Source organism: Bradyrhizobium sp. CCGUVB14, assembly GCF_024199935.1.
Taxonomy (GTDB): domain Bacteria; phylum Pseudomonadota; class Alphaproteobacteria; order Rhizobiales; family Xanthobacteraceae; genus Bradyrhizobium.
In genome coordinates, this window is record NZ_JANADS010000001.1 from 2,426,268 (window position 1) to 2,439,873 (window position 13,606).

General features: G+C 64.4%; 14 protein-coding genes. 7 read left to right on the plus strand and 7 right to left on the minus strand.

The window, feature by feature from the left end; genetic code table 11:
- Positions 1-147: 147 nt before the first annotated feature.
- On the minus strand, positions 148-1,737 hold the full coding sequence (locus NLM32_RS11230) for a gamma-glutamyltransferase family protein (RefSeq protein ID WP_254129040.1): 1,590 nt from the start codon (positions 1,735-1,737) through the stop codon (positions 148-150).
- A gap of 158 nt (positions 1,738-1,895) precedes the next feature.
- Between NLM32_RS11230 and NLM32_RS11235 the strand changes: the two genes are divergently transcribed.
- A complete protein-coding gene (locus tag NLM32_RS11235) occupies positions 1,896-2,669 on the plus strand; it encodes an enoyl-CoA hydratase-related protein (RefSeq protein WP_254129041.1) in 774 nt (257 codons plus the stop codon).
- A gap of 132 nt (positions 2,670-2,801) precedes the next feature.
- Here the strand turns inward: NLM32_RS11235 and NLM32_RS11240 are convergent, their stop codons facing one another.
- Together NLM32_RS11240 and NLM32_RS11245 are read right to left on the minus strand one after the other, a co-directional pair.
- Positions 2,802-2,978, minus strand: a complete 177-nt coding sequence (locus NLM32_RS11240; protein ID WP_254129042.1) for a hypothetical protein — start codon at positions 2,976-2,978, stop codon at positions 2,802-2,804.
- 9 nt (positions 2,979-2,987) lie between these two features.
- Complete coding sequence (locus NLM32_RS11245; protein ID WP_254129043.1) at positions 2,988-3,221, minus strand: DUF6894 family protein; 234 nt, start codon at positions 3,219-3,221, stop codon at positions 2,988-2,990.
- A 206-nt stretch (positions 3,222-3,427) separates the two neighbouring features.
- Between NLM32_RS11245 and NLM32_RS11250 the strand changes: the two genes are divergently transcribed.
- The 3 genes from NLM32_RS11250 (at position 3,428) to NLM32_RS11260 (ending at position 7,547) form a co-directional block, all read left to right on the plus strand.
- On the plus strand, positions 3,428-5,503 hold the full coding sequence (locus NLM32_RS11250; protein ID WP_254129044.1) for a PQQ-dependent sugar dehydrogenase: 2,076 nt from the start codon (positions 3,428-3,430) through the stop codon (positions 5,501-5,503).
- Positions 5,460-6,401, plus strand: a complete 942-nt coding sequence (locus tag NLM32_RS11255) for an SMP-30/gluconolactonase/LRE family protein (RefSeq protein WP_254129045.1) — start codon at positions 5,460-5,462, stop codon at positions 6,399-6,401. Before NLM32_RS11250 ends, NLM32_RS11255 begins: the two co-directional genes overlap by 44 nt.
- Before the next feature lie 120 nt (positions 6,402-6,521).
- Complete coding sequence (locus NLM32_RS11260; RefSeq protein ID WP_254129046.1) at positions 6,522-7,547, plus strand: histone deacetylase family protein; 1,026 nt, start codon at positions 6,522-6,524, stop codon at positions 7,545-7,547.
- A gap of 49 nt (positions 7,548-7,596) precedes the next feature.
- Here the strand turns inward: NLM32_RS11260 and NLM32_RS11265 are convergent, their stop codons facing one another.
- Together NLM32_RS11265 and NLM32_RS11270 are read right to left on the minus strand one after the other, a co-directional pair.
- A complete protein-coding gene (locus NLM32_RS11265; protein WP_375143553.1) occupies positions 7,597-8,436 on the minus strand; it encodes a Crp/Fnr family transcriptional regulator in 840 nt (279 codons plus the stop codon).
- A gap of 82 nt (positions 8,437-8,518) precedes the next feature.
- Positions 8,519-8,788: a hypothetical protein gene (locus NLM32_RS11270; RefSeq protein WP_254129047.1), complete on the minus strand. Its 270-nt coding sequence runs from the start codon at positions 8,786-8,788 to the stop codon at positions 8,519-8,521.
- Between NLM32_RS11270 and NLM32_RS11275 the strand changes: the two genes are divergently transcribed.
- Genes NLM32_RS11275 through NLM32_RS11285 form a run of 3 tightly spaced genes read left to right on the plus strand, consistent with a single transcriptional unit; the run spans position 8,781 to position 11,804 of the window.
- Complete coding sequence (locus NLM32_RS11275; RefSeq protein ID WP_254135287.1) at positions 8,781-10,163, plus strand: ABC transporter substrate-binding protein; 1,383 nt, start codon at positions 8,781-8,783, stop codon at positions 10,161-10,163. The two genes, NLM32_RS11270 and NLM32_RS11275, sit on opposite strands and share 8 nt — an antisense overlap.
- Before the next feature lie 4 nt (positions 10,164-10,167).
- On the plus strand, positions 10,168-10,968 hold the full coding sequence (locus tag NLM32_RS11280; RefSeq protein ID WP_254129048.1) for an ABC transporter permease: 801 nt from the start codon (positions 10,168-10,170) through the stop codon (positions 10,966-10,968).
- The gene (locus NLM32_RS11285; protein WP_254129049.1) at positions 10,965-11,804 is read left to right on the plus strand and encodes an ABC transporter ATP-binding protein; all 840 of its coding nucleotides are present in this window, start codon (positions 10,965-10,967) and stop codon (positions 11,802-11,804) included. The genes NLM32_RS11280 and NLM32_RS11285 overlap by 4 nt, the downstream gene beginning before the upstream one ends.
- Here the strand turns inward: NLM32_RS11285 and NLM32_RS11290 are convergent.
- Positions 11,801-12,781, minus strand: a complete 981-nt coding sequence (locus NLM32_RS11290) for an LLM class flavin-dependent oxidoreductase (protein ID WP_254135288.1) — start codon at positions 12,779-12,781, stop codon at positions 11,801-11,803. The genes NLM32_RS11285 and NLM32_RS11290 overlap by 4 nt on opposite strands.
- Positions 12,778-13,509 (minus strand): 4'-phosphopantetheinyl transferase superfamily protein, encoded by a 732-nt coding sequence (locus tag NLM32_RS11295; RefSeq protein WP_254129050.1) that lies wholly within the window; start codon positions 13,507-13,509, stop codon positions 12,778-12,780. The genes NLM32_RS11290 and NLM32_RS11295 overlap by 4 nt, the downstream gene beginning before the upstream one ends.
- Positions 13,510-13,606: the final 97 nt, after the last annotated feature.

Here is a 13,606-nt window from a genome sequence, read left to right on the forward strand (position 1 = left end):
CGCGCGCGGCTAAGTTCCCGGAGAATGTGGAGGAGTCGTGACGCTCGCGGAGATGCACGGGTATGCGTTAACTCAACGCATGCTAGCGCCGTCGCGCGTCTGTCGTTGCGTCGCTGTCGCCAGCTCGCATCGCTGGCTGATGGCGGCTCAGTCCTCCGCCACCGCGTCGGCCCAGGGCTGGAAGATGTCGACCGCGCCGGAATTGACATCGCCGGCGCGCATCACCACGCTTGGGCAGGCGAACTTCTGCGGCAGAGCCTGCACCTGCGTTTCCTCGTAGTTGAAGCGCGCGGCCAGCGTCTGGCGTACGTCCGCAGGCAGCCGAGCGTCGCCGATCACGATCGCGCCTTCGCTGGCGTCGATGCGTGGCTGGTGAATGGCGGCATCGAGATCCATGCCAAAGTCCATCGCAAAGGAGACGAGTTGCATCACCGACGGCAGGATGCGGCGGCCGCCGGAGGCGCCGACTGCGAGGCGCTTGCCGTCCCTGGTTTCGGCAATGACGGGCGTGTAGTTACAGAGACAGCGTTTGCCGGGTGCGAGCGAGTTCGTCGTGCCGGGGGTCGGATCGAACCACATGATGCCGTTGTTCATGGCGATGCCGGTGTGCGGCGTCACGTATTTCGAGCCAAAGGACGAGAGCAGCGTCTGCGTCACTGCCGCGATATTGCCGTGGCGGTCGACCACGGAGAAATGCGTGGTGCAGGCGGGCGCGAGGTATTCGGCGCCGAGCGAGCGCTTGCCGGCGGCATCGCCCATGTCCTTGAGCCGTTCGCGGAACGCCGCCTGAAGAGCGAGCGCATATTCGGCATAGGCGGCTGAATCTGGCGCGTTCGCCGGCTTCAGGCCTTGCTGCAACAATCGCAACGCATGGGCCATCGTCGGGCCGGCCGTGAGCTCTGGCGTCGCATACACCTTGCCGTCGCGATAGGGGATTGCCAACGGCTCGCGCAGGTGCGCGCGGAACGCGGCGAGATCCTCCACCGACAGCGAACCGCCGTCCGCCCTGATATCGGATGCGATGCTCTTGGCGAGATCGCCCTGGTAGAAATCGCGGGGTCCGGCGTCGGCGAGATGCGACAGCGTCGCCTTGAGCGTGTCCTGCGGAAGCCGGATCTGGGACTTGATGCCCCATGGTGGGCTCGGGGGCAGGCCGTCCTTCAGGAATGCTGCTGCACTCGCCGGATAGCGCCGGAGATCGGCAGCCGACGCGGTGATCGTCAGCGCGGTCCACCAATCGACCAGCAGGCCTTCGCCGGCAAGCGCGGCAGCGGGCGTGACAAGATCCTTCCACGGCATCTTGGCGTAGCGCCGATGAGCCTCCTCCATACCGGCGACGACGCCGGGCACGGCGATCGAACCGGGACCGTGGATGTTGCGGTCGTCTTTCACCCGCGGCCAGGGAAACAGATCGGAGGCAGCGCCTTCCCCGCTGAGTGGATAGTCGGTGGTACGCAGGCTCTGCGGCGCACACATGCCGTAGTCGATCACCTCAGTGCGATTTTCCTTGGCGCGGTAGAGCACCATCGCGCCACCGCCACCGATGCCGCTGTTCCAGGGCTCCAGAACGTTCAGCGCAAAGGTGGTCGCCACGATCGCGTCGACGCAATCGCCGCCCGCAGCCAGCACCTGCGCGCCCACCTCGGCCGCGCGCCGCGATTGCGAGGCGACGATGCCGCCCTTGGAGGTGACGGCGGGCTTGCGGACGGTTTGGTTGAGGCTGAACTGATGAGGCATGATGTCGGTGAACTCTGTCTTCGGTTGTCTGCTGGATTCAGTGTCTTTTGGATTCAGTATCTTGGCTTCGCTGCGCCGACGTCGAAGCTCCGCAATTGGCGGAGCGCGCGAAGAATGGCACATTGCCGGCAACGAGAACATCGAAAGGGAGATGCGACATGGCAGGTGTGAAACAGGCGCGGGATGGCGCCGTCGGGATCTTGACGCTCGACGAGCCGGCAAGCCTGAACGCGATGACGCCGGACCTGCTCGGCGCGCTTGCCGCCGCCGTCGCCGAGATGAGTGGGGATGAGGAGGTCCGTGCGCTGGTCCTCACCGGCTCTGGGCGTGGTTTTTGCTCAGGACAGAATTTGAAGGCAGCCGGAGCGCTGGGCGACGACCTCGCAGCCGGCGTGATGCGCTTCTACTGGCCGGCCTTCAAGGCGCTGCGCGAATGCCGCGTGCCCGTCGTCGTTGCCGTCAACGGTGTCGCGGCCGGCGGCGGCTTCAGTCTGGCGATGGCCGGCGACATGATTGTTGCGGCGCGCTCAGCCAGTTTTATTCAAGTCTTCAGCCGTATCGCGCTGGTGCCCGATCTCGGCTCGACCTGGCTGCTGCCAAGGCTGATCGGCCGCCAGCGCGCGCTCGAGCTGATGCTCCTAAACGAGCCCCTCACGGCCGAGCGTGCCCAGGAGATCGGTCTTGTACGGCAGGTCGTCGACGACGCGAAGCTGATGGAGGAGGCGTTGACGCTGGCGCGCCGTCTCGCCGATGGCCCGACCCGCGCGCTGGTCGCGACCCGCGCCCTGGTCGAGGAGAGCGAGCACAGCAGCTACGAGGCGCAGTTCCGCCGCGAGATCGAGCTTCAAGCCGCGATCCGCACAAGCGCTGACGCCGTCGAAGGCCGCAAGGCCTTCGTCGAGAAGCGCAAGGCGAAGTTTACGGGGAGGTGAGGCGATGCGGCCTCTCCAAGCTCGTCATGCCCGGGCTTGACCCGGGCATCCACGTCTTGCCGTCCGTCCTAAAACGTGGATGGCCGGGACAAGCCCGGCCATGACGGCGAAGAGATGAGTGGGAGGCGACGCTCAGAGCCCGCGGTGTAACCGGCTGGCCTGATACTTGGCGTGCCATTTCGGTCCGGGTCCGCGCATGTAGTGCAGCTCGGGGCGATAGGGGTTGCCGGCGATGCGCACCAGCTTCTGCCATTTGGTGGCGACGAAGGCGAAGGGCTGGCGGAACAGGGTCAAGGAAGCGAACAGCATGACATCACCTCAATGCGGCTTGCCGAGCATGGCGGTGAAGGGGAGATCGAAAAGATCCTCGCCGTCGGAGCCGCTGACATGGATCACCCAGTCGCGCCAGTCTTCAGCGCCGGGCGTCTGAATCATTGAATGCATGATCTGGGCGGCGCGGTCGCGCGCTTCGGTCAGGCTGGAGACCGCGGCACCATTGCGATCGATCAGCGTGCCGTCGGTGTTCGAGCAGTGAAAATAGACCTGGACCATATGCGCCTCCTGTAGGGAGCGGACGGGACGGCAAATGGATACCACCCGACGTGTTCGCGAAATATTCGGGGCGAGCCCGGTAAGGGAATCTACGGAGATTGGTCGGCACGAAGAGCCCTGCGGGTTTGATCACAGGCGGGTGATGTTCAACTGGACGGCGCCTGGTGGGCATGGAACAACCTTCGACCGAAATCCGGGAGGCGGCTGTGAATCATCTCACATTTCAGGTTGGACGCCGAAGCTTGTGCGTGGGTGTCTTCGCCTTCGCGGCGGTCCTGCTCGGCTTTGCCTCGCTGGCTGCGTCCGATTCCGTGAGGAAAAGCGGCTACGCGGTGGGACCGGAGACCTGCGGCAGCGGCGATCTCGCCTTTCCCAGGGTCCAGATCGACATGCAGGCCGGCTTTTGCGCCGGCCTCGTCGCCAGCGAAGAGGATCATCTGAAATTTCCGCGGTCGATCATCCAGCTGCCAGGTCGTGACCTGTTCGTGGTCGCCGACATGGGCGGCTGGGGCCATGCCGATGGCCGGCTGCTCCTGCTCGATCCCCACGCCGCAGGCGGCCAGCGGTTCAAGGAGCTCCTGACCGGGGTCGAATATCCGTTCGGCCTGGTGATCGGTCCGGACAAGAAGCTCTATGCCTCGACCGCCGAGACCATCTTCCGCTTCGATCCGCTCGCGGATAACCCGCGCAGCACGGTCGAGACCGTCATCCGTCACATGCCGGGCCGCCGCATCACGCTGCCGGATGGGACGAGGCTCGACGAGTCCGCGCATCCGCTCAAGCAGTTCGTGTTCGATCGCAACGGGCGGCTGTTCGTCAATGTCGGCGCCCATAGCGACGATTGCATCACGCCGGCGCCGATCACGAGGCCTTGCGCGGCAGCAGAAGGTGCTTCCGCCATGGCCGCGATCTGGCTGTTCACGCCGCCGTCAGGCGGTGTCTTCCCGGCGTTGAAACCTGGCGATACCGACCCGCCGCACACGATCTACGCGCGGGGCCTGCGCAACTCGATGGCGCTGGCGCTGCACCCGAACTTTCCCGATGCCGGTTACGCGTTCCTGCAAGGCGAGAACGGCCGCGATCTGCCCGATATCTTCAAGCCGAACGAGGAGATCAACGCGATCGAGCAGGGTAGGCATTATGGCTGGCCCTATTGTTTTGATCTCTCGACGCCGAGTCCCGAGTTCAAGCTTGTGCTGCAATCCGGCGTCTATAAATCCCTTTGCACGGCAAACGCGCTTTACAAGCAGCCATTCTCGCTCATGCCCCCACACGGCGCGCCGCTCGCGATGCTGTATTATCACGGCGCCAAATTTCCGGAGCTGGAAGGCAAGCTGCTGGTCGGCCTGCACGGTTATCGCCCGACCGGTAGCCGCGTCGTCATCTACGATGTCGACGACCACGGCTTCCCGAAGCCCGTGCCGGCACCGGTGCGCTACCATGTCAGCTGTGCCGCCGATCCGACCCATAACTTTCAGACCGACGCGGGAGATGTCGCTGCGGCGCCGTTCGAGGAGTTGATCGCCGGCTGGCATCGCGTCAATGGTGCGCGCCCGCAAGGCGCGCCGGTCGGCATGACGGTCGCGGAGGATGGTGCGATCTGGCTGGTCGAGGACAAGAATCAGACGATCATCCGCATCGACCGCGCTGCGGGCGATCCACCGCCGCCGCTGCCCTGCGACACGCGCAGCCAGGCTCTGATCGACCAGCTCGCCGGCTTCGTCGCCAAGGATGCGCAAAACAAGATCCGGCTCACCACGCTGCGCAAGAACCTCGTCGAAAAGCACTGCGTCGGCTGCCACTCGGATTTCGGTCTGAAGGCGGGGCAGTCGGATGCCGACAAGGATGCGACCGTGCTCCGTTTCATGCTGTCGCAGGATGGCTGGATCTATCCGGACGATCCGCAGTCCGGCAAGCTGCGGACGCGGCTGCGCGGCATTGGCGCGGAGAAGCTGATGCCGCCGGGCGGTGAGAACCTGCCGAAGACCGAGCCGGGTTATGCGGCTCTGCTCACGACCGCGGATCTGCTCGTCGCGAAAATGGTTCCGGGAACGCGGATGCTCGTCAAGTTGGGCTTGCCGCAGCGCAAATTCTTTAGCAAGACGAACAAGGAATGCGGCGAAATACCGGCCGCCAAGGTCGTTGTCGTGACACAAAGGAACGCTGTAGACAAACCGGGCTTCAGCCGATTCTTCCGGCCGGCCGATCCCTACTTGAATGGCGAGTGCAGCGACGACGATGGCTATTACATCCGGCAGGAATTTCTGGTGCCTGTGCAGTAGCATCCTGCTCGTCGTCGCCACGCCGCTCGTCGCAGCCGAGACGAAGCTGTTCGAAAGCGTGCAGGTGACGCCGGCCAGCGAATACACGTTCGGCATCGAAGGGCCTGCCGCCGATCTCGATGGCAACCTCTTCGTCGTCAATTTCGGCAAGCCCGGCACCATCGGCCGATTGCCCGCAGGTGGTACGGCTTCGGAGGCCTTCACGACGCTTCCCGAGGGCAGCGTCGGCAACGCCATCCGCTTCGATCGCAACGGCACGATGTTCATCGCCGACTACAAGAAGCACAACATCTTTGCGATCTCCAAGGGTAGCTCCGAGCCCGTCGTCTGGTTTCACTCCGACGAGATGAACCAGCCCAACGACATCACCATCGCCCGCGACGGCACGATCTATGCGAGCGATCCGAACTGGAAGGGCCGGGAAGGCCACGTCTGGCGCATTGCGAAAGCCGCCGATGGCACGGTGCAGGGACAGGTCATGTCGGCTCCGCGCGCGATGGGCACCACCAACGGCATCGATCTCAGCCCCGACGGCAGCACGCTCTATGTCGGCGAATCCAACAATGGCCAGATCTGGTCCTACGCGATCCGCGGCAATGAACTCGCCGACGCAAAGCCCGTCAAAGCATTCCAGCCCGACACCATCGACGGCCTGCGCACCGATGTCGCCGGCCGCCTCTACGTCGCGCGCATTCTCAAGGGGACGATCGCGCTGATGAAGCCCAATGGCGCGGTCGAGCGCGAGATCGCGCTGAAGGGCAAAGAGCCGACCAATCTCGCCTTCGGCGGTAGCGACGGCAAGACAATCTTCGTCACCCAGCGCCAGGGCGGCTTTATCGAATCCTTCCGCACCGACCATGAGGGTCGCGAGCACTGCCTTCAGCGCGGACGCTGCTGAGCGCTTCACGGGCGGTCTGCTTCCGGCGCAGAGAGGTCGGCATTCTTCTTGCTTGCATCCGATCGCCGCAGGCATCAAGACATCTGTGGCATTGTCGAAGACGCGACCACGGAGTGTTGAGTGAAAGCCGTCCATACCGAACTGCACCGCAGCCACGATCCGCAATTCTTCCTGGTCCGCGGCGTCGTCAAGCGCACCACCGAGCAGCCCGAGCGCGCTGACCGCCTGCTCAAGGGCCTGAAGGACGGCAAGCATCAACTGGTCGAGCCGACGACATTCGGCCAGGGTCCGCGCGCGCGCATTCACAGCCCGGAATATCTGTCGTTCCTGAGTGAGGCCTGGGATGCCTGGACGGCGCTCGGCGATTCCGGCCCGGAGATGATCGGCAACATCCACCCCGTGCGCCATGCCGCGACCTATCCGACCCACATCGTCGGCAAGCTGGGCTGGCACACCGCCGATACCGCCGCGCCGATCGGCCCGGGCACCTGGGCCGCGGCCTGCGCCGCGACGGACGTCGCGGTCACCGCCGCGCAAATGGTGATGGACGGCGAGGATGCGACCTACGCGCTGTGCCGTCCGCCCGGCCATCACGCCTATCGCGACATGGCCGGCGGCTTCTGCTTCCTCAACAACAGCGCGATTGCCGCGGCACATCTGCGGCTCAAGCACGAGCGCGTCGTCATCCTCGACGTGGACGTCCATCACGGCAACGGCACGCAAGGCATCTTCTACGCCCGGCCGGACGTCTACACGATCTCGATCCACGCCGATCCGACCGCGTACTATCCCTTCGTGTGGGGCTATGCGCATGAGCGCGGCGAGGGTCCCGGTCTCGGCACCAATCTCAACATTCCGCTGGCGATCGGCACAGGCGACGACGGCTACATCCAGGCGATGGATCTCGCGCGCAGGGCGATCGAATCCTTTGCGCCCGGCGCCCTCGTCATCGCGCTCGGCCTCGATGCCTCCGAGGACGATCCGCTGAAGGGCCTCGCCGTCACCACGCCCGGCTTCCGCCGCATCGGCCAGGCCATCGCGAAGCTGGGCCTGCCGACCGTGTTCGTGCAGGAAGGCGGCTATCTCTCGGATATCCTCGGAGCCAACCTGACTTCGGTGCTGGCGGGATTCGAAGAGGCGCGGTGAAGCGTCTTCTCTCTCTCCCCGTAAGAACGGGGAGAGAGAGAAGACGCACCTAGTCCTTGAACAGGATCTGCTCCAGCAAATCCATCCGCATGATCCGGATGGTGCTGCCCTCGATGGCGATGATGCGGCGGTTCTGGAAGCGCTTGAGCATCATCGTAACCCATTGCCGGGTCGAGCCGACCATGGCCGCAATCTGGTCATGGGTGATCTTGCGGTTGATGACGATGGTGTCGGCGTCGGCAATGCCGTGCAGCTCCGACAAAGTGAGCAGGAACTGCGCCAGCCGCTCGATCACCGATCGCGTGCCGAGGATTTGCGCCATTGAGGAATAGCATTTGCCCTTGGCGATGAGGCCGTCGATCAGCGCCAGCGCGAATTGCGGCATGCCGGTCAGGAGCTTCTCGAGCGCCGGGCCGGAGAGCGTTGTGATCTCGCAGGCGTCGATGGCGATGCCGGACCACATGTGGACGCCTCCGCCGGAGATCTCCGGGCCGCCGATGAAATGTCCCGGCGTCCAATAAGCGAGGGTGATCTCACGACCCGACGGTGCCGTATAGTAGACCCGCACCTGGCCGCGGCGGATGATGAAGATGCCGTCATGGCCATCACCCTGGCTGAACACCATCTCGCCCTGTGGCACCGTGATCGTGCGGCCGGCGGCGTGCACGCGCGCCTGTTCCGATGCCGACAGGCGATCAAGGAAATGCGCGCCGGCATTCAAGCCGTCGATCGTCTCGCTCATGAACAGCGCCGAGCTCGTGCTCTTCGTGCGCCAGGTGCGGGACCGCCGCGGCTTCTCGCGGCCAGGCCAGTCGAACCGCGCACCTGCATGTGGCCGCTCGGCGAAAGCGGCAGGCGCGGTTGCGGCAGCTTCCTTGAGAATGGTCATCGCAATCCTGAGCTCGACGAAGTCTTGCGACTAGGTAAGAGCGGCAATGGTACGATGTCCATCTCTTTACGATCGTTCCAGATCACTTAGCAAAGCTTGATATGTGCGCCGAGCGGAGGCGAAACGATTTCTCTGCCGATCGCATCGTCCTGAGAAAATTCTTTGCGTCGTCGCGCGACGGAATCATGACGCGGGCGCGCCCCTCGGTGGCGATGCAAGTAATTGCTTCAAGGGTCGTGTTGCGCCTTCGATAGTGCCGGCCAGCGTTGCTGCCGGTACGCGACCGGCCTGCCGAGGACAGTTCGATGATCGATTTCAGCTCTTTGAGACTCAGTGTGGCCGTCATGGTCATGACCGTCGCGATGTTCGGACCGTCGCGGGCGGAGACGATCCGGGTTGCGGTCGGGACGCAGGATACGACCATCAATTGCGCGACCGGCGGGCTGCTCATCCGCGAGCTCAAGCTGCTGGAAAAATTCCTGCCCCATGACGGCAAGTACAAGGATGTCACTTACGACATCCAGTGGAAGAACTTTACCAGCGGCGCGCCGCTCACCAACGAGATGGTCGCCGGCAAGCTCGACTTCGGCGCGATGGCGGATTTTCCGGGCTCGCTGAATGGCGTCGCTTTCCAGAAGGCAGGGCGTCGCAGCCTCTTCATCAGCGTGCTGTCCGGCAGCACCAAGGGCAGCGGCAATGGCATCGTGGTGCCGTCGAGCTCGCCGGTGCAGTCGCTCGACGAGCTCAAGGGCAAGACCATCTCCGTTCCCTTTGCCTCGACCTCGCACGGCATGCTGCTCCGTGCCATCGAGGCCAAGGGCTGGAATCCCGAGACCGACGTCAACATCATCACGCAGGCGCCGGAAGTTGCCGGCCCGGCCTTGCAGGCCAACAAGATTGAGGCGCATGCCGACTTCGTTCCGTTCGCCGAGCTGTTTCCCTGGCGTGGCTTCGCGCGCAAGATCTTTGACGGCGCGCAGGCCAACGCCCCGACGTTCCATGGTTCACTGGTCGACGCCGATTATGCCGAGAAATATCCGGAGATCGTCGTCGCCTATTTGCGCGCGGCAATCGAGGCGGATCGCCTGATCGCGGAGGAGCCGGAGAAATACAGCGAGTTGATCGCCAAGGTGACCGGCATCGAGGCGGAGGTCGACTATCTCTTTCACGGACCGCTCGGGCTTCAGACCCGCGACATCACCTGGAAGCCGGAATACCGCCAGGCCGTTGCGACCTCGATCAAGACGTTGAAGCTGCTCAAGCGCGCGGACAGCGATCTCGATATCAACCAATTCATCACCGACAAGTATATTCGCGTTGCGGCCGCGCAGGCCGGCCGCGATTATGACGCCGGGCTGAAAGATTATGCTCAGCTTCCGCTTCGCGCCAGGGATGCGGCGACGGGCACCGAGATCAGCGACTTCAGCCGTGTCGCACAGATCTGGGTCAAGGATGAGCCGCACGTGCGCCACTACGCCTCGCCCGAGAACGCGCTGAAGGCGCTCGCCGGACTCGAGAAGGACGGCAAGGCCATCCGCGTCGTCTATGCCCAGGATCGCGAAAGCGGCATCAAGCTGTTCGCAAACCAGGCGTGGTTCGTACGATCCCAAAGCGGTGAGCTGAGTGCGTTCCTGCTCAAGGACGGGGCCGACCGCTGGTCGAAGCAGCATGGCGGGACAGTGCTCGATTTCGCCGCTGCGCGCGAATCCTTCGGTGCGAGCCGGTAAGACCATGGCGATCGCTTCGCGGACGCGGTCTGCGGGCATCCGATGGGTGGTCCGCGGCCTTTCCATCCTGGCCTGCATCGCGCTGTGGCAGGTCGCATCGGTCACGCATCTCAATCTGGGGATCGTCACCTTCCGCAACGTGCCGCCGCCGGTCGAGGTGGTCGAATCCGCCGTCGCGCTGTTTCGTTCGCCGAAGCTGGCGGCGCACATCACCAGCAGCCTCTGGCGTGTGTTCGCGGGCTACGGGGCGGCGGTGGTGATTGGCGTGATCCTTGGCTTTGCGATCGGCCGGTCGCGCGCCGCGAGTGACCTCCTGCTGCCGCCGCTGGAATTGCTGCGGCCGATTCCGGCGGTGGCGTGGATACCGCTGTCGATCCTGATCTTTCCGTCGTCCGAACTCTCGATGATCTACATCACCTTTATCGGCGCCCTGTTTCCGATCGTGCTCAACACTGTCCACGGTGTTGCGAATGTCGACCGTCGGCTGGTCGCCTCCGCGCGCAGCCTGGGCGCGGGAGAGTTGGCGATCCTGAAGGAGGTGGTGCTGCCGGACGCGGCGCCCAGCATCGTCACCGGGCTTGCGATCGGCATGGGCACCTCGTGGTTCTGCCTTGTCACCGCCGAGATGATCTCGGGCCAATTCGGCATCGGCTACTACACCTGGGAGGCCTACACGCTCCAGAATTATGCCGACATCATCGTGGGCATGCTGATCATCGGCTTGCTCGGGATGGGCTCCAGCTGGCTGTTGACGACGGCCGGACGGCTCGCGATGCCCTGGCGCAGTCCGAAGGTGGCGCGATGAACATTCGGGTCGCGGATATCGGCACGCAAAACGTCGGCCGTATCGACTTCGTCGATGTCTCGATTTCGCTCGGAGTGGGGAGCGATGCGTTCGAGGCGGTGAGTGGGCTCAATGTCTCGATCTCGCCGGGTGAACTCGTCTGCATTCTCGGCCCGTCCGGCTGCGGCAAGTCCACGCTGCTGGGCGCGCTGGCCGGACATCTGCCGATCACGGCGGGCCGGCTCACGGTCGATGGACAGACAGTGGTAGGACCGAGCCCGGACCGCGGTATGGTGTTTCAGCAGCACACATTGTTTCCGTGGAAGCGGGTGCGGGACAACGTGGCCTTCGGCCCGAAGATGCGCGGCGTCGCCCGCGCCGAGCGCGACCGAGCGGCAGATGCGATCCTGGATCTTGTCGGCCTGTCCGGCTTCGAGGCGTTTTATCCGGCGCAGCTGTCGGGGGGCATGCAGCAGCGCGTCGAGATCGCGCGGGTTCTTATCAACCAGCCGCGGGTGCTGCTGATGGACGAGCCCTTCAGCGCGCTCGATGCGCAGACGCGCGGCATGATGCAGGAGGTCCTGCTCGAAATCTGGGGCAAGATCCCGACGACCACGGTGTTCGTCACCCACGACATCGACGAGGCGCTATTCCTTGCCGATCGCATCGTCGTGATGAGTGCAAGGCCTGGCCGCGTGATCGAGGATATCGTGCTGCCGTTTGCGCGGCCGCGAAGCCAGGATCTCGTCACCGAACCCGAGTTCGTTCGGCTGAAGCGTCATGTCATGCAGCTACTGCGGCGGCCGGAAGGCCGCGAGCCGCTGGCGCGACTGAGCCCGCTCGGCGTGCCGAGCTAGAACAATCCACTTGCGCTGAGCGCCTTGCAGACGTGCTGCATCTCGGTCTCGTCCGCGACCATGTCGAGCATGATCGTGGTCAGGCCCTTTGCGGCAAATTCTGTCAGCTTCGCGCCGATCTCGGCATAGCTGCCGACGAGATAGGGGCAGTCGGCCTGGAAGGTGAGGTAGGGCAGCAGCCAATAGCCATTGTCCTGGAGCTCGCCGCTCTGGCCCTCATACAAGCGCCGCTTCCAGACGGAATCGGAGTTCTCCACCGTGAGCGCCAGCAGCTCGCGGTCATCAGGAGTGTCGCGGAAGCGGGCCTTCGCCGCCTGCCGCGCTTCCTCTCTGCTCTCGCGCGCGAAGATGCCGAAATTCATGCCGGGGGCGTTGAGACCGTGATCGAGGTCGGGCGGCAGCATCTGCATCTTGATGCAGCCGGTCTCGGCTGCAACGCGCTGTGCCGCATCCGATTGCCCCGCGATCAAGAATTCCGGCATCAGCCCAGCAGGCAGGCGCGGGCGCAATTGCAGATTGCTGGCACGATAGAACCGGGCATCGACATTGACCGGGCGCGGGCTCACGAGCAACTGGCGCATCAGCGCGACGAACTCGCCCAGCCGGACGTAGCGGTCGGCATGCGACTGCTCGTCGCCCAGCCCCTGCAAATCGCTGATCGCGGTGCCCGTGATCATGTTGAGATAGATCTTGCGGCCGTAGAGCTGCGCAAAGGACGACACGAACTTCGCCGCCGTGAACGGGTGCATGTAGACCGGATTGACCGCGATCAGCGGCGAAGATCGCGTGGTCGCCGCCAGGATGTGCTGGGCCATGGCCCAGGGCTCGACGAAGACGTCATTGCCCTCGAACAGCAGGATGCCTTCGAAGCCGTTCCGGTCGGCGAACTCGGCCACCCGCATCAACTCGCCGACATATTTTTGGGGATCGCGGTTGCGCGAAATCGCGGGAAAGACGCGCAGCCGCGCCGGCATTATTCCGCCGCTTCCTGGAGCGGCCAGGCGTTGCGGGTGATGCGAAGGCCGCCGGCCGCGCGCGATCCGTCGGCAATCGCCAGGCGATGCGAGGGCGAGGGCGAGCACAGAGAGAAGCGCCAGCCTGCGGGATCGTCGGAGATATCGGGCTTGAAGCTGATCTCGATCGCCTCCCGCGACACCTGCATCGCGAAGGCGTCGAGCGGCAAATTGAGTCCAAAACCCCTGGCTTTCAGATAAGCTTCCTTCAGCGTCCAATAGTCGAAGAAGCGCTCGATCGCGGCCGGCTCCGGCAGGGCGCGCAGCGTCTCGACCTCTTCCGGCGCAAAGAAGCGAAGCGCGGTGGAGAGCGGCGCGACGCGCCGCGACACCGTCTCGACGTCGACGCCGACGGTCTCGTGCTTCGACACGACGCAAGCCACGCAGCCGTCGGCATGGGACAGGCTGAAATGCAGGGCCGTCGAAGTCGCAGGCGCCGCGACAAAGGGCCGCCCGTAACGGCCGGTCGAAAACGACCAGTCGGTTGGTTCGACCTCGGGGGCCGCGTGCGAGAGCGCCATGCGCAACATCGCGTGCGCGAAGATGTATTGCCGCTGATGCCGCTCGAACATGAAGCGGTCGGCGCGGATCCGTTCGTCGACCGAGAGCAGCCGCCGGCACGCTGCGACCGCGCCCGGCGTGTCGATGCTCTCGATCAGTCCGACAAACAGTTCGATTTCGTCGTCTGCCATCAATTGGGCCCATAGTGTCAGGCGGAGGCCAAATCCGGCCCTGACCGAAGAATCGACCGAGCAGGAAGCAACTGCGCAGACCGCTTGTAGCGGTCCA

What these genes read in the sequence shown, in the direction of transcription:
- NLM32_RS11230 (WP_254129040.1), bottom strand. Translation starts at nt 1,737, where the DNA reads ATGCCTCATCAGTTCAGCCTCAACCAAACCGTCCGCAAGCCCGCCGTC.
- NLM32_RS11235 (WP_254129041.1), top strand. Translation starts at nt 1,896, where the DNA reads ATGGCAGGTGTGAAACAGGCGCGGGATGGCGCCGTCGGGATCTTGACG.
- NLM32_RS11240 (WP_254129042.1), bottom strand. Translation starts at nt 2,978, where the DNA reads ATGCTGTTCGCTTCCTTGACCCTGTTCCGCCAGCCCTTCGCCTTCGTC.
- NLM32_RS11245 (WP_254129043.1), bottom strand. Translation starts at nt 3,221, where the DNA reads ATGGTCCAGGTCTATTTTCACTGCTCGAACACCGACGGCACGCTGATC.
- NLM32_RS11255 (WP_254129045.1), top strand. Translation starts at nt 5,460, where the DNA reads ATGGCTATTACATCCGGCAGGAATTTCTGGTGCCTGTGCAGTAGCATC.
- NLM32_RS11265 (WP_375143553.1), bottom strand. Translation starts at nt 8,436, where the DNA reads ATGACCATTCTCAAGGAAGCTGCCGCAACCGCGCCTGCCGCTTTCGCC.
- NLM32_RS11275 (WP_254135287.1), top strand. Translation starts at nt 8,781, where the DNA reads ATGGTCATGACCGTCGCGATGTTCGGACCGTCGCGGGCGGAGACGATC.
- NLM32_RS11270 (WP_254129047.1), bottom strand. Translation starts at nt 8,788, where the DNA reads ATGACCATGACGGCCACACTGAGTCTCAAAGAGCTGAAATCGATCATC.
- NLM32_RS11280 (WP_254129048.1), top strand. Translation starts at nt 10,168, where the DNA reads ATGGCGATCGCTTCGCGGACGCGGTCTGCGGGCATCCGATGGGTGGTC.
- NLM32_RS11285 (WP_254129049.1), top strand. Translation starts at nt 10,965, where the DNA reads ATGAACATTCGGGTCGCGGATATCGGCACGCAAAACGTCGGCCGTATC.
- NLM32_RS11295 (WP_254129050.1), bottom strand. Translation starts at nt 13,509, where the DNA reads ATGGCAGACGACGAAATCGAACTGTTTGTCGGACTGATCGAGAGCATC.